The sequence below is a fragment of the Methanococcoides burtonii DSM 6242 genome, from assembly GCF_000013725.1.
GTDB classification, from domain to species: Archaea; Halobacteriota; Methanosarcinia; order Methanosarcinales; family Methanosarcinaceae; genus Methanococcoides; species Methanococcoides burtonii.
Map to the genome: position 1 here is coordinate 2,317,620 of NC_007955.1, position 22,473 is coordinate 2,340,092.

Annotated in this window: 25 protein-coding genes, 1 tRNA gene and 1 pseudogene; 8 read left to right on the forward strand and 19 right to left on the reverse strand. The window is 41.1% G+C overall.

Features of this window, described 5'->3' with window-relative positions; translation table 11 throughout:
• Positions 1–45 precede the first annotated feature (45 nt).
• Entirely contained in the window at positions 46–414 is a 369-nt protein-coding gene (locus tag MBUR_RS11365) for a dihydroneopterin aldolase family protein (RefSeq protein WP_011500203.1), read from the forward strand.
• A 16-nt stretch (positions 415–430) separates the two neighbouring features.
• On the opposite strand, the gene hisC is transcribed toward MBUR_RS11365, so the two are convergent.
• From hisC to MBUR_RS11405, 8 genes are all read right to left on the reverse strand, one after another.
• Positions 431–1,513, reverse strand: a complete 1,083-nt coding sequence (hisC, locus tag MBUR_RS11370; RefSeq protein WP_011500204.1) for a histidinol-phosphate transaminase — start codon at positions 1,511–1,513, stop codon at positions 431–433.
• Positions 1,500–2,672, reverse strand: a complete 1,173-nt coding sequence (locus MBUR_RS11375; protein ID WP_011500205.1) for an acetylornithine transaminase — start codon at positions 2,670–2,672, stop codon at positions 1,500–1,502. Before MBUR_RS11375 ends, hisC begins: the two co-directional genes overlap by 14 nt.
• A 27-nt stretch (positions 2,673–2,699) precedes the next feature.
• Positions 2,700–3,530 carry a polymer-forming cytoskeletal protein gene (locus MBUR_RS11380; RefSeq protein WP_011500206.1) on the reverse strand — a complete coding sequence of 277 codons (831 nt, stop codon included), beginning with the start codon at positions 3,528–3,530 and terminating at the stop codon, positions 2,700–2,702.
• 162 nt (positions 3,531–3,692) lie between these two features.
• On the reverse strand, positions 3,693–4,163 hold the full coding sequence (locus tag MBUR_RS11385) for a PUA domain-containing protein (protein WP_011500207.1): 471 nt from the start codon (positions 4,161–4,163) through the stop codon (positions 3,693–3,695).
• Between the two features lie 362 nt (positions 4,164–4,525).
• The gene (locus MBUR_RS11390; protein WP_011500208.1) at positions 4,526–5,986 is read right to left on the reverse strand and encodes an RtcB family protein; all 1,461 of its coding nucleotides are present in this window, start codon (positions 5,984–5,986) and stop codon (positions 4,526–4,528) included.
• A gap of 57 nt (positions 5,987–6,043) precedes the next feature.
• A complete protein-coding gene (locus MBUR_RS11395; RefSeq protein WP_011500209.1) occupies positions 6,044–6,484 on the reverse strand; it encodes an archease in 441 nt (146 codons plus the stop codon).
• A gap of 69 nt (positions 6,485–6,553) precedes the next feature.
• Entirely contained in the window at positions 6,554–7,162 is a 609-nt protein-coding gene (gene pgsA, locus MBUR_RS11400) for an archaetidylinositol phosphate synthase (protein WP_011500210.1), read from the reverse strand.
• Between the two features lie 92 nt (positions 7,163–7,254).
• Entirely contained in the window at positions 7,255–7,794 is a 540-nt protein-coding gene (locus MBUR_RS11405) for an aldolase (protein ID WP_232221906.1), read from the reverse strand.
• 86 nt (positions 7,795–7,880) lie between these two features.
• Between MBUR_RS11405 and MBUR_RS11410 the strand changes: the two genes are divergently transcribed.
• From MBUR_RS11410 to MBUR_RS11420, 3 genes are all read left to right on the forward strand, one after another.
• A tRNA-Thr gene (locus MBUR_RS11410) sits at positions 7,881–7,954 on the forward strand.
• Between the two features lie 59 nt (positions 7,955–8,013).
• Positions 8,014–8,259, forward strand: coding sequence for a hypothetical protein (locus tag MBUR_RS11415; protein WP_011500212.1), 246 nt, complete (start codon positions 8,014–8,016; stop codon positions 8,257–8,259).
• A 346-nt stretch (positions 8,260–8,605) separates the two neighbouring features.
• Entirely contained in the window at positions 8,606–9,202 is a 597-nt protein-coding gene (locus MBUR_RS11420; protein WP_269479045.1) for a tyrosine-type recombinase/integrase, read from the forward strand.
• 45 nt (positions 9,203–9,247) lie between these two features.
• Here MBUR_RS11420 and MBUR_RS11425 read toward each other — a convergent pair whose 3' ends face one another.
• Together MBUR_RS11425 and MBUR_RS11430 are read right to left on the reverse strand one after the other, a co-directional pair.
• Entirely contained in the window at positions 9,248–9,802 is a 555-nt protein-coding gene (locus MBUR_RS11425) for a hypothetical protein (RefSeq protein WP_011500213.1), read from the reverse strand.
• Positions 9,803–10,099: 297 nt separating this feature from the next.
• Complete coding sequence (locus tag MBUR_RS11430) at positions 10,100–10,378, reverse strand: hypothetical protein (protein WP_157196724.1); 279 nt, start codon at positions 10,376–10,378, stop codon at positions 10,100–10,102.
• Positions 10,379–11,066: 688 nt separating this feature from the next.
• On the opposite strand from MBUR_RS11430, the gene MBUR_RS11435 reads away from it, so the two are divergent.
• On the forward strand, positions 11,067–12,344 hold the full coding sequence (locus MBUR_RS11435) for a DUF2254 family protein (RefSeq protein WP_011500214.1): 1,278 nt from the start codon (positions 11,067–11,069) through the stop codon (positions 12,342–12,344).
• A gap of 12 nt (positions 12,345–12,356) precedes the next feature.
• Here MBUR_RS11435 and MBUR_RS11440 read toward each other — a convergent pair whose 3' ends face one another.
• The 3 genes from MBUR_RS11440 to MBUR_RS13950 form a co-directional block, all read right to left on the reverse strand.
• Positions 12,357–12,536, reverse strand: coding sequence for a DUF3303 family protein (locus tag MBUR_RS11440; protein ID WP_011500215.1), 180 nt, complete (start codon positions 12,534–12,536; stop codon positions 12,357–12,359).
• 295 nt (positions 12,537–12,831) lie between these two features.
• Complete coding sequence (locus MBUR_RS13585; protein ID WP_011500216.1) at positions 12,832–12,987, reverse strand: DUF1328 domain-containing protein; 156 nt, start codon at positions 12,985–12,987, stop codon at positions 12,832–12,834.
• Positions 12,975–13,115: a hypothetical protein gene (locus MBUR_RS13950; protein WP_157196725.1), complete on the reverse strand. Its 141-nt coding sequence runs from the start codon at positions 13,113–13,115 to the stop codon at positions 12,975–12,977. Before MBUR_RS13950 ends, MBUR_RS13585 begins: the two co-directional genes overlap by 13 nt.
• Before the next feature lie 19 nt (positions 13,116–13,134).
• On the opposite strand from MBUR_RS13950, the pseudogene MBUR_RS13590 reads away from it, so the two are divergent.
• Positions 13,135–13,787, forward strand: a pseudogene (locus tag MBUR_RS13590) (IS5 family transposase); the annotation flags it as partial.
• Here MBUR_RS13590 and MBUR_RS11455 read toward each other — a convergent pair.
• Positions 13,761–14,630, reverse strand: a complete 870-nt coding sequence (locus MBUR_RS11455; protein ID WP_011500218.1) for a 4Fe-4S binding protein — start codon at positions 14,628–14,630, stop codon at positions 13,761–13,763. The pseudogene MBUR_RS13590 and the gene MBUR_RS11455 sit on opposite strands and share 27 nt — an antisense overlap.
• Before the next feature lie 189 nt (positions 14,631–14,819).
• Here MBUR_RS11455 and MBUR_RS11460 point away from each other — a divergent pair, with 189 nt between their 5' ends.
• Together MBUR_RS11460 and MBUR_RS11465 are read left to right on the forward strand one after the other, a co-directional pair.
• Positions 14,820–15,974 (forward strand): MFS transporter, encoded by a 1,155-nt coding sequence (locus tag MBUR_RS11460; protein ID WP_011500219.1) that lies wholly within the window; start codon positions 14,820–14,822, stop codon positions 15,972–15,974.
• Positions 15,975–16,046: 72 nt separating this feature from the next.
• Entirely contained in the window at positions 16,047–16,553 is a 507-nt protein-coding gene (locus tag MBUR_RS11465; protein WP_011500220.1) for a methylated-DNA--[protein]-cysteine S-methyltransferase, read from the forward strand.
• Positions 16,554–16,607: 54 nt separating this feature from the next.
• Here the strand turns inward: MBUR_RS11465 and MBUR_RS13595 are convergent, their stop codons facing one another.
• The 5 genes from MBUR_RS13595 to MBUR_RS11485 form a co-directional block, all read right to left on the reverse strand.
• Complete coding sequence (locus MBUR_RS13595) at positions 16,608–16,787, reverse strand: ATP-binding protein (RefSeq protein WP_083754978.1); 180 nt, start codon at positions 16,785–16,787, stop codon at positions 16,608–16,610.
• A 362-nt stretch (positions 16,788–17,149) separates the two neighbouring features.
• Positions 17,150–18,028: a PGF-CTERM sorting domain-containing protein gene (locus MBUR_RS11470; RefSeq protein WP_011500221.1), complete on the reverse strand. Its 879-nt coding sequence runs from the start codon at positions 18,026–18,028 to the stop codon at positions 17,150–17,152.
• 152 nt (positions 18,029–18,180) lie between these two features.
• A complete protein-coding gene (locus MBUR_RS11475; protein ID WP_011500222.1) occupies positions 18,181–20,307 on the reverse strand; it encodes a hypothetical protein in 2,127 nt (708 codons plus the stop codon).
• A 12-nt stretch (positions 20,308–20,319) separates the two neighbouring features.
• Entirely contained in the window at positions 20,320–20,886 is a 567-nt protein-coding gene (locus tag MBUR_RS11480) for a hypothetical protein (RefSeq protein WP_011500223.1), read from the reverse strand.
• Between the two features lie 86 nt (positions 20,887–20,972).
• A complete protein-coding gene (locus MBUR_RS11485) occupies positions 20,973–22,460 on the reverse strand; it encodes a flippase (RefSeq protein ID WP_011500224.1) in 1,488 nt (495 codons plus the stop codon).
• Positions 22,461–22,473 lie beyond the last annotated feature (13 nt).

Sequence of the window (22,473 nt, forward strand, 5' to 3'; positions counted from 1 at the left end):
CAAATTGGCTATATATCTGCAAGGCAATGTCATTGCATCAGGAACATGGTAGATATAATGGTCGAAGATACAATTACTGATAGGGACAACGTGCTTTTTGAAGCGGGTATAAAGCTTGGAGCTTTATATCATCAGTTCACAGGTTCTCCGGTGAATCTTCGTACGGTGGGAAGCCTTGAGACAGCTATTGCACAGAGCATTTCAGTGCAGCCTTGTGTGGAGAACATCACTGTGAGCATAGATCGGGATATTCTAGGCTCAAAGCTCAACGATGAGTTCGGTTACTGCGAGCTTGAAGGACGTATGCTCAATGTTCAGATAGATGCAAGATACGAATCAGCAAAAGTGCATGTTTCAATGGAGTTCAACAAGGAACTTGACTATCCTTTGATGAAAATTGATAAAATAGACTGACCACTTATGATAGCGGTCAGATGTCGGAGAAGGCTTTTACGACCTTCTCATTCTGTTCTTTTGTTCCAATGGTTACACGTATAAGTGATAGACCGGCATGTGCAAAGGATGTGCAGTCGCGCACAATAATACCTTTTTTGAGCAATTCTGTAGTGACATCGCGTGCTTTGTGCGGTGCTACATCGACAAGTACGAAGTTAGCCTGCGTGTCGTAGACCTTAAAAGGCAATTCTTCCTGAAGGAACTTCTTTCCTTTAACTGTAAGTTCGATACTTTTATTCAGGTGTTCTGTGTCTGAGAGTGCAGCTATGCCTGCAGCCATTGCAGCCGTACTGACATTGAAGGGGGTCGCTATCTTCATGTATTCTTCTCTGAGCCACTCCGGCATTATGCCGTATCCCATTCTCATGCCGGCAAGGCCAAATGCTTTTGAAAATGTCCTGCCCACAATGATGTTGTCATGTTGGAGTACAAGATGTGCAATATTCTTCTCGGCAAATTCCACATATGCCTCATCCACGAAAACAAGTGCATCGGTAGCTGTTGCGATCTTCAGTATGTCTTCTTCAGGAATGACATTTCCTGTGGGGTTGTTCGGGGAGCATAGGAATATCATCTTCGTATTCGGGGTGAGGGCTGCCAGTAATTTATCCACATTGATCGAAAAGTCCTTTTCACGCTGGACATATACCGTAGTTGCACCGTTGGCACGTGCAGCTATCTCATAGTAGGAGAAGGTCGGGGTAGTAATCACTACTTCGTCACCGTTAGCTATGACAAGCCTTGCCAGTCCGTCCAGCAATCCATCCATCCCGGGACCGGATGCAACAATATTGGCTGCAGGTATATCTGTATACTCAGATATCGCATCCACAAGCTCGCGTGCATCTGCTGAAGGATAGATACTGATTCCTTGTGCATTTGCGATGAGTGCTTCAACAGCTTTTGGTGAAGGTCCAAGGGGATTCTCGTTCGATCCGAGCTTGATAACAGAGGATGGTTCAAGTCCATAGTTCTTTACTATATCCTCTATGGATCTACCGGGGACATATTTGGCAATGGATCCTATCTCATCCTTTATCAGTTCATATCTGGCCAATGATCTCGACCACCTTGTCTATCTGTTCCTTTGTTATTATTAGTGGAGGTGCGATGCGTATGACCTTCTCGGAAGTGCAGTTCAAAAGAATGCCATTGTCCCTTGCAAGGTCTACGATGTCTGCACAAGCCCTGTTAATTTCGACACCTATCATAAGACCGCGTCCACGAACTTCGACAATGCTGTCGTTATCAAGGGAATTTAGCTCGTTCATGAAGTACTGTCCCATCTCTGCCGAGCGTTCCACCAGCTTCTCATCCCTTATCACATTGATAGATGCTAAAGCTGCGGCACAAGCAAGGGGTCCTCCGCCGAAAGTTGCAGCATGCTGGCTCTTTTCAAATGAAATTCCATCGCGTGCCACAATGGCACCCATTGGGAATCCGCCACCTATAGCCTTTGCCATGGTCATGATGTCCGGTTTGACCTTTGAATGATCCTTGCAGAACCATTTACCTGTCCTTCCAAAGCCTGTCTGCACTTCATCGAATATCAGGAGCATCTCGTTCTCATCACATATCTCGCGCACTTCTCTCAGGTATTCGTCTGAAGGCACATTTATGCCACCTTCTCCCTGTATGGGCTCTACGATGACGGCAGCGGTATCTTCAGTAACTGTATCCCTTATGGCCTGTGCGCTGTTGTATGGTACGAATCTCTCTCCCTGTATGAGCGGTTCGAAAGGTTTCCTGTAAGTGGATTTGTATGTGACTGTCAGTGAACCCATGGTCCTTCCATGGAAGGAGTTCTCAGTAGCTATGAATTCCTTCTTGCCGGTGGCGACCCTTGCCAGTTTCATTGCAGCTTCCACGGCTTCTGTTCCGGAATTGCAGAAAAATGCACGTCCCATGCCTGAAATGTTCACAAGTTCTTCGGCAAAGTTTGCCTGGACATCTGTGTAATAGAGATTGGAAGTGTGTATGAGCTTGCCTGCCTGCTTGCTGAGGGCCTCGACTATTTTTGGATGGCAGTGTCCAACATTGTTCACAGCGATCCCGGCAACACAGTCGATGAATTCCCTGCCCTCAATATCACGGACAATTGAACCCTGTCCGCTTTCAAGCGCTAATGGCTGGCGAGTGTATGTCTGCATTACATACTTTGAATCTTTCTCAACAATTGAATTGTAATCTTTTGATAGAGTAGTCTCTTTGGTCATAAAAAGCCTCTAAATAGTTAATAATGGTCAAATATCAAGCGTCATAAGCTCATTTTCATTTAAGGTCCTGTCTTCTTCCCGTACAAAGACAATTCCTCCGGATGCTCTCATGACACCGTCAACACGTGCACTTTCGTGTATCTTTATGGAATTGGCATTTATCTCTCCAAGAACATGTGTCCCTTTGTTGATGTATACATCACCTCTGGATACAATGTTCCCGTGTATGATATTATCTTCTCCGAGGTCCACGTTGGTAAGGGTACGGATACTTCCATAAAGCGTGGTATTTTTCCCCATCTCGAGCATGGATGCACGGATGTTACCGACAAGGCGACAATTGTTGCCTATGGTCGCCGTGGATGGTACTCTGATGGAATCTATGGATATCTTAGAACCATTAGGGACGATCATAGCGGCACTCCCAATAGTCTCGATTTCTTCATCGAAAAGCTCATCAAGTGCCTTTTCTACTTCTTCATCCTTACCCATGCGCAAAAGTTCTGTCAGATAAAGGAAAAGGTATGCTATAACAGGAATCGGGTTCCTGACAACTATCCAGCCCTTTGCTTCAAAACCGCTGCTGATCTTCACATCATTGCCAATATCAAGGTCGCCTTTTACTACGAGTCTTCCATCAATAGTGACGAACTCTCCGATGTAGGCGTTCTTTTTTGTCTTGACGTTTCCGCCGATGTGTGACCAGATATCTATCCTTATATCTGAGCTGGCAACTATATCTCCGGAAACCTCTACTCTCTCACCGAGTATGGCAGCGTTGGCAATAATTCCATAGCGTATGTCTGAATGGTTACCTACTACGATATCACCATCAAGAACGATGTTCCGTTCTTCCATTTTTGTATTGTCAGGAATGACAAATGTCTTCAGGAGTCCCTCTTCTGCGATATTTTCACTCTCCGGTGAGGATGAATTTGAGATTATAAATGCTCTATCAGCTTATTTAATCTGTTGCTATATGTAAATTTTGACGTACGCTAGCCGTTTTGCAAGAAATTTTCATTGTTCGCATCCGCATCTGACATCGACCGCTGCACCAGTATCAAGAGCTTCGATCTCTTCAGGGGATAGCATCAACTGACCTGTTGCGATCACTGTATCATTCTCATCGACAACAATAACCTCATCTCCGCTTCTGAGTTCAGGGTCGATAGCAGTCACATGTTTTGCAAACGTGGTCTTGCCTTTGGACACGAAAGGCACAGCATCGTCACAGACAGTAACTCTTGAACCCGGTGCAGGTATGTGGTCGTGGATAGCTGTTGCAGCATCCATGCTCAATGTGAATGTTCCATCCTTTGCCCGTACGGTTGCAATACGTTTGCCGCTAACCATTATCTGTCGGATTCGTTTTGTTCTTGACAGCTGGAATGTCACATCATCAGGGAATAGAATATCTCCGCATCCTTTCCCAAACTGGTAGTCAGCCATGACACGAACTTTTTTCAGCATTTTCGCATTTTTATCCATATGCGCAAGATTATGTATTGCACTTAAAAATAGTATTGGTCGAAAATATGTTTCGACATCGAATTTTTGGGATAACACCTTTTATATTTAAATGACATAGAACATCTTTAAATATTATTATCTCTATTTGTTAATTGAGGAAACGGGAAGATTGCTTGCAAACTTTTGTGTTGTAAATGACTGTAATCAAGCAAACCATTCATCCCCTCAAACAAGCCGTTTCCTCACTCTCTTATTATCTTATTCTGTGGTGTCGGGTGATAAGTTATCCTTATTTTTGATTGGCAGAAGCTGTTCGGTGTAAGGCTAAATATCATGCAGCTTTTAATTTCTACCTTGCACACTTTGCAAAATTTCGAATATTACCCTTTAATAACACCCATTGGCATCATTTTTGCTACCTTTCTTGCGATATCCAGTTCGTGGACCACATTGACCACGTCACTACTGGATTTGTAAACACCTGGAGCTTCTTCTGCAATGACTGCCGGATGTGCAGACCTGACCGTAATGCCTCTTTTCTCAAGTTGCATCTTGATATCTTCTCCCTGAAACTCCTTTTTAGCATGTGAACGGCTCATCACCCTGCCGGCACCATGACATGCACTTCCGAACGAGATATCCATTGATCGATCTCCTCCGTGAAGCACATAGGATGCCGTACCCATGCTTCCGGGGATCAGCACAGGCTGCCCTACATCACGATATTTTAAAGGAACTTCTTTATGCCCTTTTGGGAATGCCCTTGTAGCACCTTTACGGTGGACGTAGACGTTCTTCTTTTTGCCGTCAACCTCATGCTCTTCGAGCTTTGCCACGTTGTGTGCCACATCATAGACAAGTTCTAATCCCAGCTCGTCAATATCCGACCTGAAAGTGTCTGCGATAACATCCCTTGTCCAGTGCGTGATCATCTGACGATTGTTCCACGCATAGTTGGCGGCACATATCATTGACCCAAAGTAGTTCTGTGCTTCCTCTGACTGTGCTGGAGCACATGCGAGTTGCTTATCCGGAAGTTGTATGCCGTATTTCTTCGAAGCCTGTGACATCGTCTTTATATTGTCCGTACAGATCTGATGACCTGTGCCGCGTGAACCGCAATGTATCATAAAACTGACCTGCCCTTCTTCCAGTCCAAAAGCATCAGCAGCCTCCTGGTCATATATCTTATCAACATATTGCACTTCAAGGAAATGATTTCCGCTTCCAAGAGTTCCCGCTTGTGGTCTCCCCCTCTTTCGTGCCTTGATGCTTATGTTACCAACATCTCCGCCCTCGATACATCCGCCGCCTTCACAGTGCTCAAGGTCGGTCTTTTCCCCATAACCGTTCTCCACTGCCCACTTCGATCCATGCAGGAATATGTCATCTAGTTCGCTGTCTGTTACTTTCAGACGGCTTTTTGACCCGACGCCCGATGGAACTGCCTCGAACATCTTCTCTGTAAGTTCTTTCATCTTCGGACGGACATCATCGACCGTAAGGTTGGACCGTAAAAGTCTTACACCGCAGTTAATATCAAAACCCACACCTCCCGGACTGATTACTCCTTCCTCTTCATCAAAGGCTGCAACGCCTCCGATTGGGAACCCGTAGCCCAGATGGGCATCAGGCATTGCCATGGAGAACTTCTGTATCCCTGGCAATTTTGCCACATTTGCCACCTGGTCAAGTGTTTCCGGCTCGAGGTCCCGGATAAGCTTCTCTGAAAGATATATCCTTCCCGGAACGTTCATTCCTGGGGAGTAGTCCTCAGGTATCTCCCAGATATTATCATCTACCCTCGTGAGCAGATCCGTTATTTTATTTCCGCTTTCCATGTATCCCACCCCTTGATGATATTGTTCTTAATGTATCATCGATAATATTCGTTAATTTCATGTATCGACAGTGACCTGGACCATGAATCCGTTCTCGGTCTCTTCCACTCTCAGATCATTGTATGTCACTGCCTTGACCTCTGTATCTATTTCATGCCTTTCAAGGTCTATCTCTTCACCGCATGCATGACCTGATAATTCGAATTCTCCATCCTTTTCTGTTATATTTTCAACCTTGAACTCTCCGAATGCAAGAAAATCCACTTCAAAAAGGAATAGAAGTTCTGAGAGCCACTCAACAAGCAGTTCATCTATCTCAGGCGCATTGACGATGATATCTTCTTTGTGTTTGCAGTCCACCTTTGATGTATTTATCATCACATTGAACATAGCTTCTGCAGCATTTGCAAAAGCTTCTTCCTTTGTTTTTCCATAGGCTCTGAACTTTGCATCTGCAGTATGTTCAAGATATTCATATTTTATTTCAGAGGCCCGCATAATTTTCAGATGGTCTTTGCTCTACTTTAAACTATTCCAAAATAATCTGGTGGGTCAATATATCCTGTCTCAGAGGCGTTTCCATATGCTACCCATTCTCTGTATGGCTGTAATATGGCTGCCAATGGCTATCACTACGAGAGACCATCCGATGATCGTGTATCCGAAGATCGCTTCACTGTAAATGTAGTAGGCAAGGGATGCTATCAATATCAGTACAAGCCTGTCGGCTCTACCCATGATGCCGCCATAGAACCTGCCGATACCCAGTGCCTGTGCCTGAGTTCCAAGATAGCTGGTAAGAAGTACACAGACGATAGCTATGGTGCCTATCTGCCACTGGACATGCCCGCCGAAGAACATCCCGCATATTATGAAAACATCGGAATATCTGTCGATGACATGGTCAAGGAAATCGCCTTTTTTACTGTCTGTGCGAAGGTACCTTGCAACTGCACCATCAAGCGCATCAAGGAATGAGTTAAGGGCAACAAAGAATATTGCGATGAGTGCACCTAAGGGGTTATCCACAGAAAAATAGAATGAGATGCCCGCAAGTGCAGCGCATACCAGTGAAGCCACTGAAAGAGCGTTTGGTGATATGCCTTTGTTCGCTACGCGTCTTGCTATCGGGTCGAGTATCCTTGTAGCTGCCGGTCTGAATGAATCAATGGTCATGGCTTTTCCTTGTATGTTCAATGATCTTAGGGGTCTATTATCGATATTGACTATTAGTTTTTTTGGTTCATTCTTAGTTCGATATATAGAGTTTATTTTTTGGCAAGATCTACAAGATACTTTATTCTGCATGAATGTTCGATCTGTGTCATTATTATATATGCTTCCGGGAGTGTCTTCCCGATTGTGAACGGACCATGGCTGTAGACCACCATTCCTCTATGTTCTTCAAACGCCTTTACAGCTCCTTCTCCAACTTCCTTAGAACCGATACCGCCTTTTACAATGGGTATTTCTTTCAGGAAAAGCTTTCCTTCGCTGTCAATAGGGATTATCCTGTCAGAATCCGTTATGAGTGTCTGTGTGACGGAATAGGGACAATGCGCATGAACAATCGCTTTTGCATCTGTTCCCTGATAGATCGCACGATGGACCGATGCCTCTGAAGATGCCAGTACGTCAAGTTCTGATGTACTTTCGATGGGCACTTCTACCACACTCTTCTCTTCGATCTCATCCAGTGCCGCACCGGTTCGTGTTATTATCATACTTCTTCCAACACGCACACTAATATTCCCGAAATTTGACTCTACAAGCCCGTGGTCCACAAGCTTTTTCCCGAATTTTGCCATTTCTTGCCACATAGTATATCCAGTACCTTAGAATCAACCATTACATTTATCTGTTATTATGCAATGTATGGGTACGTTTCAATAGCGCCTCGGTGGCTCAGCCCGGCAGAGCGAGTGATTTGTAATCACTAGGTCGCGTGTTCAAATCACGCCCGAGGCTTTCTACTAACAGTGTAAAGCTCTCACCTGCCTTGAAAGGTTCAAGGAAGGTGGAAGCTAATGTCACTGCACGACTACGATGAGCGGCTTAAAGCTGCGGAAAAACGCATCATGAATGCGTCTTATTCTGAGAATGACAAAAATGTTCTCTTCAGCTATGAGGATGAACTTTTTACAGAAGATCTGAGTCTTTCACGTATATCAAAGTATTTGGGGCAATTAAATAGACTCCGAAATATGATCAATGTTAATTTTGAAGATGCGACTGAAAGAGATCTCAAAAATTTCGTTGGAAAATCCAAATAGATGGAGAACTTGCCGCATCAACAAAGAAACATTATAAGATATGCATACGGAAATTCTATCAGTGGTTCAAACCAGAGGAGTATTCTTCCATTCTGGAATGGTTGATAATCTGAGAAAAGATCGGTAACTCAAAAGTTCCTGATAATCTACTTACGGAATAAGATCTTTTTAAAATGATGGAGGTATTCAACCATCTGCGCGACAAAGCTTAATTGCAACACTTTACGAATCTGCGGCGAGAATTGGTGAGATGTCTAACCTCATGATCAAGCACGTACATTTTTGATGAACTTGGTGCACAGTTGACTTCGACTGGAAAAACAGGGATAGACGGATACGCACTATAATTTGTGCACCTTACCTTGCATCCTGGCTTCCCATACACCCAAATCGTGATAACCCCAAAAGTTATGTTTGGATTAACATCGGGACACGTAGCTATGGAAAACCCATGAACTACAATGGTTATAATGTCCTTTTAAAGAGGACTGCTGAAAGAGCAGGAATTAAGAAAAGGATCTATCCCCATTTGTTCAGGCATTCGAGATGTACAATCCTTGCCCAGAACCTAACTGAAGCTCAACTGGATAAATATGCAGATTGGGTATCAGGATCAGACATGTCGGGCGTATGTGTCTATCTTTCAGGGAAATATCTTGATGGAGCAATATTAAAGTTGTACGGATTGGAAATCGAAGAATCAAAGCCCCAAATATCATTCAAGCGATGTCCACGGTGTGGTACAACCAATAAGGCAACCAATAAGGCAACCAATAAGATCTGCAAAAAGTGTGGACTTGCATTTAATATTAAAGGTGCTATCGAACTGGGAGACAAATCCGAGGAATCAACAAACAAACTGATTGAAAAGATGAAGGATAATCCTGAGCTCAGGTCTTTACTTGAAGACTTGGTGGATAAGGCGCAATTCAACGATGAATGATTTTTTAAATCATTTTGAGTCAAATGTAGTATTTTCTTTTTTATTTTACTCTTCCGCTACATTTTGAATTTCTATAAAACGCCATATCTGAGCTCTTCCTTGCTTTCCAGTTAACTCAATCTTTTTGTCCTTATTTAAATATCTAATATGTGAACGAGCACGATTACGGAGGGTGCCATCTCCATTATTTGGCCAAAACTCCTTTAATAGTTCGACTACATCTCCTGTTGTGAACGTATCGGTGAATTCCTCTTTCATTCGGTTTAGGACATTGCTATATATTCTGACAAAATTTATTGATGCTACACTTGTGCCTAGATCAGTAATACTATCGTTTGAGTCAGCAATTTGTCCTTGTTGCTCTTGAATCTGGATCTCCGAATTTGATGCTAGCTGGGCATCATCCTCACTCAGCATTCTGATTATTTCACGTACATCGACATCGAATGTGTCAACAAACGCCTTTGTAGCATCACAAAGAATCTGTACAACTTTAGATGGATCCTCTGCTTGACTTTCAGATTTAACTGTCAATAACATATCACCAGCTTTGATAATCTTGATATTCCCTGCTTCCACATTCCATGGTTTTATTTCCATTAATTTTCCTCCGTATGATTGTTTAGTTACACATTGTTAAGGATGCTCTCGTTTATTACACGTTTGCTAATATGAACTAGTGCGTAACTAGTATTTAGTGGTTGCGTTATCGTGCTTAACTAGTAATTGATAGTTATGTCATCGTGCTTAACTAATAATTTATAGTTACATCATCGTGCGCATTCAGCTCAAATACATCACACACCTGCATAACGCGTTCCTAACGCGTATGTTTTGTCACACATAGGATGCTCATAATTCAGGTTAACAAAAGGACACACCGACGTATCATAGTTTTCAATGAAGTACCAAATAATAAACAAGATTTTGACTAAAACCACTACTTGTATCAGAATCCATGACTTTTTGCAAGTCTTCCATGCTTGAAATTATTATGATATTATTAGAAGATGCTTCGTAATTCAACTCTTGTGAATTCAACTCAGCAACGCATCCACTATTGCTTAATACAATTAACATTATTGGAACAGCCAATATCTTCTTTTGGAAAGTCATGCAATTTGTCATTACGATCACTTTAAAAGATTGAACTGGAATGTCCATTTTATTTCTCAAGTTCGAAACTCATAACCTTTAGAATTATATAATTATATTGTGCAAGTAATCTATCTTTGTAGATGGATTTGAGCAAAAAAGTAATGATATTGTCAACAAGGCTTCAATCAATTTGTAGATTTACTTTGCTGGTGGAAAGCACTTCCACGGTTTTAATGATGTTTTCTGCAGATTCAACTGCCTCTTGAGTTGAATCGACACAACCTGAGAATGCCAAGGGCGATAAACCATTTATTCTCAATGTTCATGTGAGGGGGAGATTGGAAGGATGGGGGAAACTTACTCTGATATCTTCTAGCCTCAAATGGGGTATAAGTGAAGGAAGTGATGACTTATGGATAAATGCACAATCATTGTTTCTACAGAGCCATAAAATATATAAATTCATAAAACATAGAACAAACCATCTAATAAGTGCATAAAGAGTCCTTGTAATTTTCATATGTATTTGAGATATGTCCATTAGACAAAATCCCAATTTACAGCCCCTCATCATTGTAAGGTAATTTTAAAGTATGAACATGTCTAATAAAAATCATTTGATTTTAAATGGGCTCTGTAGAAAACATATCAAAATCAATCTCAATAGGCTGAATCGAGATTATATTCCAATATCGTGCAACACATCCAATAATATTTTTAAATTTAATTATTGTCCGAATATTGAGGATTTCTACAGAGCCTTAAAATGATATCTGTTAAAATAATAAAGGAAGCCTTTTCAACCGATGTATTGCATCTGTGGATATCACGGATTGCCTACTATATTCTTCTCTTTTTGTTTAGTATTGGAATATTGCACTACATTAACGTACTATTTGGCCCTTCAACTTATGACATGACAAGTGCACGATATATGATAAGTGCTCTCATACAGAGTGAAGCAGCTATAATGGCCATAATTGTTTCATTTAGCCTTGTTGCTGTGGAACTTGCTTCAAGTTCCTATTCTGTGAGAATGATAGACCTTCTCAGGGCATATAATCCAGATTTCTGGATATTGATGGTTATTTATATTGGCTCCATGACCTATAGTTTGTTCGTTCTCAAGTCGATTCCAGGAAATGAGGGCAAATATGATATGCAACTACAGATCGCCATTTCATTCTACACTGGAGTTTATTCGTTTCTAACATTATTCCCATACCTATTTAGAACACTTCATATGCTCAAACCTTCAACGTTGCTGAATATACAGGCCATGAAACTGACCGCAGGCAGTATCACAACAGATGTCCACTCTGATGCCTACACTGCTCATGAAAATGATCCTATACAACCTATTATTGATATTATCAGCAGCTCCCTTTTAAATCACGATTTTGAAACAACAAGGAACGGCCTAAATATCATAGGAATGCGTGCCAAAGAAATATTTATACGCAATAACCTTGAACCGACCAAACAAAAAATAATTGCCAACTATATCTTTTCCCGCTTGGCAAAAATTGGAAAGTTCACCTTGATACACAGTGACGAAGATTCCACATTTATTGTTATCAGGAACCTTGAGATTTTATGGAAGGAATTAGAGAAGAATGATCTTGGTGAATCAGTACTGCAGGCTTCTTCATCCCTTGAGCAGATAGGGACAGTTGCAGCAGACACAAATCAAAGAAGTGTGTTGTCTACCGTCATTAATCATCTTTATGAAATAGGACAAAAAGCAATTGATATGAATTATGATGGAGAATCTTCAAGGGTTATAGATTCTCTTGGTTCCGTTGGTGTTTCCTGTGTGAATAAAAGAATAGATCCCTTGATTGTGGAAGAGATAATCAATAGTATTGGCAAACTTGGCATAAAAGCATCAGAAAGTGATCAGGAATTATCTGTATCCAAGTCACTTGATTCTATGAATGCTTTAAAAGGTTCCATGGAACTTATAGAAACTCCTGAGTATCAGCAACTATGCCTAAAATCAGAGAATTTTTCAAGGTCAATTACCAAGAGTAATTTATATTAATAGTCTATCCTTTTACATATATTCAGAAACAATTGTCATCAATTTGTGAGTTTCCATAATAGGGAAGGTATCGATCTGACAAATGTCTTTCCAGGAAAATGCCGCAGCCACAGAAGCTTCAGAATCCTTAATATCCACTACAACAATATATCTGGAAGTCGAAAGGTCAATCCATTCACTGATGGATTCCACTCTATTGGGCTATTTTCATTCATGCTATCTTCGAGTTATTCCATTATTGTCTTTAGGGTTCCATTTAATTATATGTATGAATAACGGCTCTGTAGAAAACCTATCAAAATCAATATATATGAGCTGGAATTGGAATTCTATTCCAATATCATGTAACACATCCACTAATTCTTTTAAAGTTGATTATTGTCCGAATATTGAGGATTTCTACAGAGCCTTAATTTCAGATATTTATATCCCCTCTTCTATTAGTGATATAGCCTTCTCTACTGATATTTATTAAGCAAAGGGATTTTTACAGCAAAATGGTAATAATAGCCAGTACAATAAAGATTATCACAAGCCATTTTGCAATTGTCATGGATAGTCCAGCAACCCCTCTTGCGCCCAGTACATAAGCAACCAGAGCGAATATCAGAAATACTATAGCAAGTCCAATTAAATCAGCCATTTACTCCTCCCCCTATAAATTTGACTATATTCAGACATTGTTTTATTATAATTTATAATTTGGGCTCTGTAGACATCCTCTTTTCTAACTTCAACTAAGCCACTTATTTTTATAATAAGAAGTCCCATGTGATTGTTCTCCATCAAACTTCAAAAATTTGTTACTCGTACATATTCTGTTGTTTTGGATACCATATTTAAGAAAACACTTGACCGATTATATAAAAATAGAGACTCTATAGACATTACTGCAATTGATTCCACTGGGTTCACAAGTGGTTATTGTAGCAATTATTATTCCTGGCGAATTAAAAAGTGGAGGCGAAGTTACGTTAAAACTAGCATTTCAGTTGTTGTTAGTAAATTTGTAATCACTGGTTACAAGATATCTGGTAAATCTGTTCATGATGCAAAACATGCAAAGACATTGCTATCACAATGTCATCGCAATAGGAGATCTATATATTATGTGATGGATAAAGCCTATGATTTTGAAAACATCCACGAATTAGCAAGGGGGAAACTTGGATCAATAGCAATTGTTCCACTAAGAAAACGTGAACGAAAGTGAATCAAAGAAAGATATCGTAATAACATGTTACGGGAATTCGATAGCAAGATATACTCTATGCGAAATTTGAGTGAAACGATGTTTTCGGTTTTGAAAAGAAAATATGGAGAAAACTTGCGTGCGAGAAAGTATAGAAATCAAGTAAATAAGTGAAGTTCAAAGTGATATTGCACAATCTTGACAGATTTATCAAGACTGTGTTTTTAGTTTGGATGAGGATTTTTACAAAGCCCTTTTTTGCACTTCTCAATGCCAATCCTATCGATAACATCTCCCAATCTCTCACCCTCTCTGCCGTGCTTACAATAAAGGTCAAGGGTTCTGTCAACAATATCATAGACCTTCTCCAGCTCAAAAAGTTCCACAAGCTTTGTACCTTCACGGGGGAACTTTCCCACCTTTCCTCCCACAAATATTGTATGCCCTATCTTTTCCGCTTGTAGTGCATCCTTTTTACAGGCGAGGATACAGTCTCCACAGAGTATGCATCTATCTTTGTCAATACGAATGGTGCTGCCTGATCTGGTTATGGCATTGGCTTTACAGTGCTTTATACACACACCACATTCTGTGCATGTGTCCTTGCTCCATTTAGGATGTACTGTTCCCATGATGCCTAAGTCATTTTCCTGCGGTTTCAGACATGCTGAGGGACATCCTGTTATAGCGATCTTGAACTTGTATGGTACATCTGCTCCGAAATATAAATTGTCAAGGCGTTCCGCAATTGTCTGACAGTCTATCAATCCGTGATTGCACACCTGGTCTCCCTGACATGCTACGACTGCACGCACCCTCTTGCCAGCAACACCTGCTCTTATGTTTGCGTCATCCATGTTACATCTGACAGCATCCGTATCGTTAAGGTCAATAAAAGGTATTTCGATGCCCTGTCGGGACGTGATGTGCACATATCCTTCGCCATACTTTTCAGCAGCATCCGCAAGGGCTTTTAATTGACCTGCATCCACATGACCTCCAGTGACGCCAATGCGCATTGAGAACAAGTCTTTCTGTCTTTGGGGGAGAAAACCATTCCTTTTGAGTTGTACGATGTTGAGATTATTTTTCATATGTCACATCTCTATATGATGTTTTGATCGTATCTGTTCGATCTGGCCTAGCTTTGACACATTTAGTATATGCTAGTTTCGTTTTAGTACTGACTCAATTCATTCTCTTTTCTCTTTTTCTGGTCGTACAGTGAACTTAATTAAACATCATCTCATCTCTAAGACCAAATTCTCCCAGGACCTCTAAAAATGCAATTCAAACCCTATCACCTTTCATTCCTTGCAGCAACTGCCTTCTTTGCAATGGCAGGTGGTGCTATACTTGCTCCTGTCCTTCCTCAGATGGTGGGTCCACTTGGCAGGATGCCCCACGAAGTTGCACAGTTGATGACCGTATATACTATTTCCACAGCCATCTTTTCGCTGGTAATTGGTCATTTCGTGGATAGGGTCAATAGGAAGACCATCCTTGTTCCATGTCTTGTGCTCAATGGTCTGATGGGGCTTCTCAGCTTCTTTGCTACCGATCTTGAAACGTTGCTTGTCCTGAGGTTTGTTCAGGGTGTGGGGATAGCCGGTATGATGTCACTGGTAATGCTGGTCATAGGGGATGTCTATGAAGGGCTTGACCGTGTTCACTCCATGGGCAGGATAAGTATGGCTATCGCCATTGGGTCTGTTACAGCACCTCTTATAGGTGGAGGGCTGGCGACAGTGGGGTGGAACTATCCGTTCCTGTTCTACGTCCTCTCCCTGCCATTTTCCCTTCTGATGTGGATGTTGCTTCCTGAAACTAAGAATAATTCTCACCACGAAACTGCAAGAGGACTTGGTGAAGCATTACGTGCATTAAAAGATATCAGAATTGCTTACACTGTCTTTCTAAGCTTTGCTATTTTCTTTTTGCTCTTCTCTATTATCGTTTACATTCCTTTCATGCTCAAAGATATATTCGGGTTCGCAGCAAAAGAAGCAGGCCTTGTACTATCAATTCAGGGTATCGCTATTATTCTAGTAGCTTCCACTATCAAAAGGATCGCTTCGAAATTCTCATTGCCAGTGCTGATAGGTTCAGGTCTTTTCCTGATGGCAACATCCATATTTTTAATATCATTTAGTGTTCAGCTTCCAGTACTATTTCTTCTTTTACTGGTATTTGGAGCAGGTTTTGGTCTTACACAAACAAGTACCGATACACAAATAATTCAAATTGCACCCTTAAGGTCAAAAGGAGGCGTTCTCTCTATCTACAATACTATGAAATATTTAGGACAAAGTGCTGCTCCGATCACATTGGGTATAATTTTACTATATTTTGGTTTGCAAGCTGTTTTCATTCTTTCAGGTATTTTCGGATTGCTTGTAGCAGTAACTACATTCATGGTCAGAAGCCGGTTTGAGTGATAATAACAGGCCGATCGATCTGGGATCAAGAACTAAACACTATTTTATATTTGAAAGAACAAAGTTATTGTTATGTACTATGACACAATGCAAACAGACCTTGTAGGTGAGATCCTTCTCGTAGGTGATACTGATGAGCTGAAAATGGTCGCACTTCAGCAAGGCAAAAAAAGATTATCTATCTCATCTGAGTGGACACATGATGGTTCTCTATTCTCGAATGCTAAGGAGCAGTTGCAACAATATTTTAATGGTGATCTGAAAGACTTCGATCTTGAATTATTGCCTGATGGAACTGATTTTCAAAAAAAGGTATGGTCAGCTCTTAGGAATATCCAATTCGGAACCACGGTCTCCTATTCTGATATCGCAAAAGCAATAGGCAATCCCAAAGCTGTACGTGCAGTCGGTAGTGCAATTGGGGCAAACCCGATATCAACAATAATTCCTTGTCATCGTGTTGTCAGTTCTTCAGGAAAGTTAACTGGTTTTTCAAGTGGTATCGATCTTAAGATATTACTTCTGGAACATGAAGGTCTAAAAGTAAAAGGCAATGGCAAAGATGCTATTGTGGATTGAAACCCCAATGACAAAAATAACTCTTCGATGTGTTTTATTTTTGAGCTCTGTATCTTATTTTACAGGGATCGTGAAATAGAACGTAGTTCTTTTTCCTTCTTCAGATTCGGCTCTTATATTTCCACCCATAAGTTCTACAAGATATCTGGAAATTGCAAGTCCTAATCCTGTTCCTTTATACTTTCTTGAGTGTTCTCCATCCACCTGGCGGAACCTCTCAAATATTGTTGCCAGATATTTTCAGGTATTCCTATGCCAGTATCCTTTACATAAAATTCAAGCATGTTCCTGTTCTCTGAGCATAACCGGATTCTTTCGTATCCTTATACGTAAATTTGAAGTGAATTGTCAATGAGGTTCATTAAAACTTGTCCAAGCTCGTTTCTATCACAGGATACGATTTAGCTTAGTCCCATACGCATATTGCCTTTACAGTTGACACAAATAGGTCTTGATGTGGGACTCATCATCGGAAGATCAATTATCCGAAAATGAGACATGGTTCTCTGAATTTGAAATCAAAATAAATTAATGTATTTTAAGTAGTAAATCAGTTAAAAAAATAAAAATGGAAGGGTCAATTTAACCCTTCAGTATTACTCAATATCCTTTCTTCTTACAATATATGCGACTGCTAGTAATCCTGCGATAGCAAACACTGCCTCAAATCCAGGTAGTAGTCCGGATGGCTTCTCCGTTGTTTCCGGAGTAGTCTCATTTGTACCGTCATCAGAATCGGTAGTTCCATCTGTACCGTCATCAGAATCGGTAGTTCCATCTGTGCCGTCACCTGATCCGGTATCGTCCTCTGGTTCCTCGGTGTCATCAGCAGCAACTATACGTACTCCACCGCTGCCGCTGCCGCCACCACTGCTGCCGCCGCTACTAGGGCTGCTGGCTGCTTCAATTGTGAAGGATGCAGATGGTGAGTCAAATGAAGGCTTTGCTGAATTGCCTGTGTTCAGGGATAATACCGCTTCGTGGGCACCGGTATTGAGGATGGATGTGTCCAGGGTGATGGTATATTTATATTCAACATCTTCTCCGCCTGCACCATATCCGTATCCATACCCATATCCGTATCCAAAGTCATACCCATAGCCCACATTGGAGTCATAGCCATACCCATAACCGTGGCCATATTCCGCTGATAACGGGCTTGTAACGGCTACAACTGTTATACCTGATCCTGATAGTACAGTTCCATCTGTTGAAAAGACAACTTCTGTGGTAGTAGCACCTGTGATATCCAATGAGAAATTATCAATTGGTACGTATTTATCAGGGTCCTCGATTGTCGCAGTAACATCAAATGTTACAGAATCACCCTTTGTAGGAGTGGTTCCATCCAGGCCGGTAATTCCTACTGTAACAGCACTTACAGGACCTGACAAGACCATCATTATTACAACGGCAATCGTTATTCCAATACTGGCATATCTTCTATGCATTTTGGTTCTAGATTTTGACTGCATATTTAACCTCTAATATTTATAAGACCACATCCCATATGATAATGATAACAATTGGTCCGTTATCTTCAAGTGATTTGTTATAAGCAATAAACTATATAAAAGCACCGAAATATTTGTTCATTGTTACAAAGTCTGATACTCTTATATGAGAGTTATGATTGAAGTATGGATCTTCTATAGCGGTGCAACAAAATGATCGCTGTCATCAAGATAGAGATAAATGCTCCTATTATATATGTGTTGAAGGGTTCATAGTAAATATCCCTGCTACCTGCAATATTGTCGGATGTTGTAAATATTGACGTTAATCCTGCTGAATCCAAACTTTTACCACTATCAATTACCCAGCCATTTTGATCATGGTCAGGTGAGGTAAAGAGTATATATTCTGCTGAGTCATGCAAATGATACTTAAATGGCGATACTTTAGTATAGTTGAGTTCTTTTTCCGATGTATCGATTGCATCCATCTCAATACCTTCTGTATCAGCAGATGTTATCAAATAACCATGTTCATTAATATCGACTGTTTTGCTCAGCTCTACCAATTCAGCCCAATTCTTTATTTCGATCAAAGAATTTACTTCCCTCACCCTTGAAGTATTATGAAGGTTCTTGAATACGACAAGTTCTTCATTTTCCATAACTAATTCCAGATCACTCTGATCATAGAGGAAATCATATTGATAATAATCAACATCCTTTGCAAGAACTAAATATCTGACGTTCAATGGCACTATGAGTTCTCCAAAATTATTGATCTCGTTTTTGTGTTCCAGTAAATACCCCACATAATGTTGTGTTGGTTTTGAACTCTGTGTCTGTATGTTCCCAACCTCTGCATTCTCCCCGATCATTGTGGGTTTTTCAAAGAAGATGCCTGCGGGATTTGCGATCCTCCTGTCGCTCCAACTGAAGCTCATGTATAAGTGCCAGGGGAAGAACAGGACATCAAAATCTTCGGTATCGTTGTTTAGAAGATCGTTGACATCATACCATTCTGGGGGATAGTCCTTTGGTTCGATCTGACCGTGAAATCCATTGAAAATAGTAAACGAATAAACTAATGGAACTGCAATTATGAGCACAGCCAGAGCTATTGAACATATCTTTTGTTTATTTTTTGATGCCAGTTCTATTCTTTTACTATTTCTAAAACCATTTAATAGCTCATCAACACCCAAACTGCCCAGGAATGAATATGCTAAAACCAAAACACCTACAAATTTCTGAGAATCTCTCATGCCTTTGAATATGAATAAATGATCGAACAAGTACTCAAAGATCGGTGCAAAATATGGGTATGAGATACCACCTGCAAGTACTAAAGAGATCATGGCAGATAGTACCAGGCCTTTGTGCAGGGGTTTCTTTGTGTTATATAAAAATCCGTGAACTGCGAGGAACAAAATTGCAGTAAAGAGTAGCACAAATATCCACTTAGGTGCAAAATGAAATGGATACTCATACCCCCCACGCCAGAAACCATACATCATAGCATTTGAGAGCAGTATATTCCCTGAGATCGTACCGCTGGCGGTGAAAGCGGATAGGTCCGGTGTTGATATCTGACCCAGGAAGCTTGATCCTTGAAAAACAGATGAAAATACAGGTAAGATCCAGAACATATTGACTGCTAAATAAACTAAACCTAAATGAACAGTACTTTTAATAATGTTCTTTCGTTCTTCTTTTTTATCATATACGGCAAAAACAAATATGCACAATTGAATGAAAAAGACGGTCAGAAGAACGTGCATATCTAATATCCCTACAATAGTGGTCCATAGCAATGCTCTTTTCCATTTAGTTCTATCCTCTAGAAAATCCGAGAAACTTCTAATTGCAAGGGGTACGAAAGCGTATGCTAACAGTAGATAGAGATGTCCGGCCAAAAATCGGGTGTAAATGAACGGATTTATTGCATACAGGGTTCCGCTAAAGTATTTGCCGTGAACAGACTTAGATGGGGCAGATATGTGGGCAGATATGCCTGACATTAAAAAAGCTGAGAACAAGATGATTTTTTGTGTGGCCCATGAAGGTAAGATCAGTTCTAGAAACTGGAGAAGCGCAAGGAATGGTGTCTGTCCCCCAATGGCGTTGCTCAGGATATGATCTGCAAGATAATTTCGGTGAGGGGCCCAGATAGTATCTAAAGTCAGAATATAGCCAGGTCGAAATAGCGGCAGGAAGATCGCAAGTGTCAGTAGAGTATAATAAATAAGGGCATATCTATCCATTGAATGCCGGGCCGCACTATTCTTTGTTCCACTCATTATGCACCCGGTTTAATTTTCACTTGACTGCCTAAGAAGTATGCTCGACAGCAGATACAGTGAAGAAAATCCAATCACTACCAAAAGGATCATTTCCAGATATCCCCTGACGATCCACCAGCCGAACATGGACCCATATACATACAGTATAACAGACAATACCCCTAGATTGATCGATACATCCTTTGATATACTCTTCATAAGCACCAAATGGGATCGTTTGATCACTTGTTCCATGCGGGGCAGGGATATTGGCTTATGTTCCATGGACGGCTTCAATCCACTGAGCTTTTGAAATATGTGTATATTTCCTGCAGATCGACTACACAATGCGTATAATTTACGTAAGGTTCCTGATACCCGGGCCATTGCAGATCTGAGCTTTTCCGGAGTGTTGTCTGGAAGGGAAATCTCCAGGAACCTTATGGTCACACCAATGACCAACAGATAATATGCATAGATGGCAAGGTTCTCAGCCCGACTCTCATTACCCATTGCAAGGGTCACTGCTGTGGCTGCAAGCAAGACTAATGCAAGAAAAATCGGATAATTGGATGGTGGCCAGTTACTTGTTTCCATTTTAATTTTTACCTGTGAGAGATTCTTCGTCTATCAGTCATATCTTATAATTTTAATCGTTCGGTCAATATGATACAGGCGTATCATCACACCCGGTTCAGTTTTTTGATGACCCTGGAGATCATTTCTGCGATGGGGGTTACGGCTTTATGGTTCGGCATACCAGCAAGGAATATTGATGCATCTTCTTCTGTCAACAACCTGAAGCTTGCCAATACCACAAGATATACGATGCCACTTAGGGTCAGACTTCCCACCAGTGGGAATAAACCCGTATGCGGGAGGGTGTATAGTACCAGTAGCAGTATGCAAAAGCTCACCAGTGTTTTCACCATTGCAAGATGGTCCAGTTTGAGTTTATATGTGTGCACATAAAGACCTGCCATTACGGTACATCCGATTGAGCATGCTATGGTGGTCGATGCTGCTGCACCGACTATCCCGTATGAGGGAACCAACAAGATCAGTAAGATGATCTCAATTATCACGGCCAGTGGCAGGACAATCGCTGGTATTCTTGGAACATTGCGTGCCTGGAATATGTTTGTAAAGACCATTGTCATGACCAAAAAACCCATGCCTATGGCCACTATGGCAAGTGCCGGTGCACTTGCGATATATTCCGGTGGGAACATTAACAGAATAAAAGCGTCTGGGACCGCTGCGATCACAAGTGCAAGGGGGAGGATGAACAATGCACCGTATTTGATACTCTTTGATGCATACCTGTCATTTTCGGTGTGCTTTGAGATGTACGGGAATAGTACGCTCATCAATGCACCTACCATGAATATGGGTAACTGTGCAAGGATCAAAGCTGCTCTGTAGTACCCAGAGAGCGCATCTGAAAGCGCTACGTCTGTGAGGAACTTCACGCCTATGATATCGATGTTCATGAGCAGTGTGGTACCCAGTGTGCCAAAGAACATCGGCAGGGCGAAGAAGTAGACATTGGTATCAGCCCATCCTTTTGTTTTCCAGAAGGTGAAGTCCCTGGTAAGTAGGATCGCAAGGGAAAGCCCAATGAACACTGATATGGGGAAGCTGAGGACTGCACCAAGTGCCCCAAAACCCATTTTAACCAGTATGACTCCGGATATGAGCTTTGCAAAAATAGTTATGATCCCGATGAATGCAAAGGACTTGAAGCGGAAAGTTCCCTGAAGTATGCTAAAATAAATGACTGCCATGGCAGTGAGTATTGTTGCAAGCAGGATGCCTATGACTAATAAGTTGTAACTTGCTCCAAGATCGATAATATTAGTTGTATAACTAATATAGAATAACACGGATAAGAGCACAGCAATGCCGATGTTTGCAATTAATGCGCTCTTAAATACACGGTGTTTTGTAGATCTATCATGCTTTCCTGAGATGAATTTGGTAGTGGTAAGCGGAAACGCAGATGTCACAAATAGCGAAAGTATGAGCAGAAATGATGCTGATACCCCTAACATGCCGAATTGTGCAGGTGTCAGCATCCAGCCCATTACAACATTGAATGCATAGTTAAGGAATGCACCTATGAAGAATGCCGCAAACATCACAAAGCTGTTCTTTGAAGGATTGGTCATTTATTACCTCGGA

Excerpts from the sequence above, each read along its gene's own strand:
- MBUR_RS11455 (WP_011500218.1), bottom strand. The coding sequence starts at position 14,630 with ATGAAAAATAATCTCAACATCGTACAACTCAAAAGGAATGGTTTTCTC.
- MBUR_RS11425 (WP_011500213.1), bottom strand. The coding sequence starts at position 9,802 with ATGGAAATAAAACCATGGAATGTGGAAGCAGGGAATATCAAGATTATC.
- MBUR_RS13950 (WP_157196725.1), bottom strand. The coding sequence starts at position 13,115 with ATGGGACTTCTTATTATAAAAATAAGTGGCTTAGTTGAAGTTAGAAAA.
- MBUR_RS11405 (WP_232221906.1), bottom strand. The coding sequence starts at position 7,794 with ATGGCAAAATTCGGGAAAAAGCTTGTGGACCACGGGCTTGTAGAGTCA.
- MBUR_RS11465 (WP_011500220.1), top strand. The coding sequence starts at position 16,047 with ATGTACTATGACACAATGCAAACAGACCTTGTAGGTGAGATCCTTCTC.
- MBUR_RS11365 (WP_011500203.1), top strand. The coding sequence starts at position 46 with ATGGTAGATATAATGGTCGAAGATACAATTACTGATAGGGACAACGTG.
- MBUR_RS11380 (WP_011500206.1), bottom strand. The coding sequence starts at position 3,530 with ATGGAAGAACGGAACATCGTTCTTGATGGTGATATCGTAGTAGGTAAC.
- MBUR_RS11460 (WP_011500219.1), top strand. The coding sequence starts at position 14,820 with ATGCAATTCAAACCCTATCACCTTTCATTCCTTGCAGCAACTGCCTTC.
- MBUR_RS11415 (WP_011500212.1), top strand. The coding sequence starts at position 8,014 with ATGTCACTGCACGACTACGATGAGCGGCTTAAAGCTGCGGAAAAACGC.
- MBUR_RS11375 (WP_011500205.1), bottom strand. The coding sequence starts at position 2,672 with ATGACCAAAGAGACTACTCTATCAAAAGATTACAATTCAATTGTTGAG.
- MBUR_RS11390 (WP_011500208.1), bottom strand. The coding sequence starts at position 5,986 with ATGGAAAGCGGAAATAAAATAACGGATCTGCTCACGAGGGTAGATGAT.
- pgsA (WP_011500210.1), bottom strand. The coding sequence starts at position 7,162 with ATGACCATTGATTCATTCAGACCGGCAGCTACAAGGATACTCGACCCG.
- MBUR_RS11485 (WP_011500224.1), bottom strand. The coding sequence starts at position 22,460 with ATGACCAATCCTTCAAAGAACAGCTTTGTGATGTTTGCGGCATTCTTC.
- MBUR_RS11480 (WP_011500223.1), bottom strand. The coding sequence starts at position 20,886 with ATGGAAACAAGTAACTGGCCACCATCCAATTATCCGATTTTTCTTGCA.
- MBUR_RS13585 (WP_011500216.1), bottom strand. The coding sequence starts at position 12,987 with ATGGCTGATTTAATTGGACTTGCTATAGTATTTCTGATATTCGCTCTG.
- MBUR_RS11385 (WP_011500207.1), bottom strand. The coding sequence starts at position 4,163 with ATGGATAAAAATGCGAAAATGCTGAAAAAAGTTCGTGTCATGGCTGAC.
- MBUR_RS11470 (WP_011500221.1), bottom strand. The coding sequence starts at position 18,028 with ATGCAGTCAAAATCTAGAACCAAAATGCATAGAAGATATGCCAGTATT.
- MBUR_RS11475 (WP_011500222.1), bottom strand. The coding sequence starts at position 20,307 with ATGAGTGGAACAAAGAATAGTGCGGCCCGGCATTCAATGGATAGATAT.
- MBUR_RS11435 (WP_011500214.1), top strand. The coding sequence starts at position 11,067 with ATGATATCTGTTAAAATAATAAAGGAAGCCTTTTCAACCGATGTATTG.
- MBUR_RS11395 (WP_011500209.1), bottom strand. The coding sequence starts at position 6,484 with ATGCGGGCCTCTGAAATAAAATATGAATATCTTGAACATACTGCAGAT.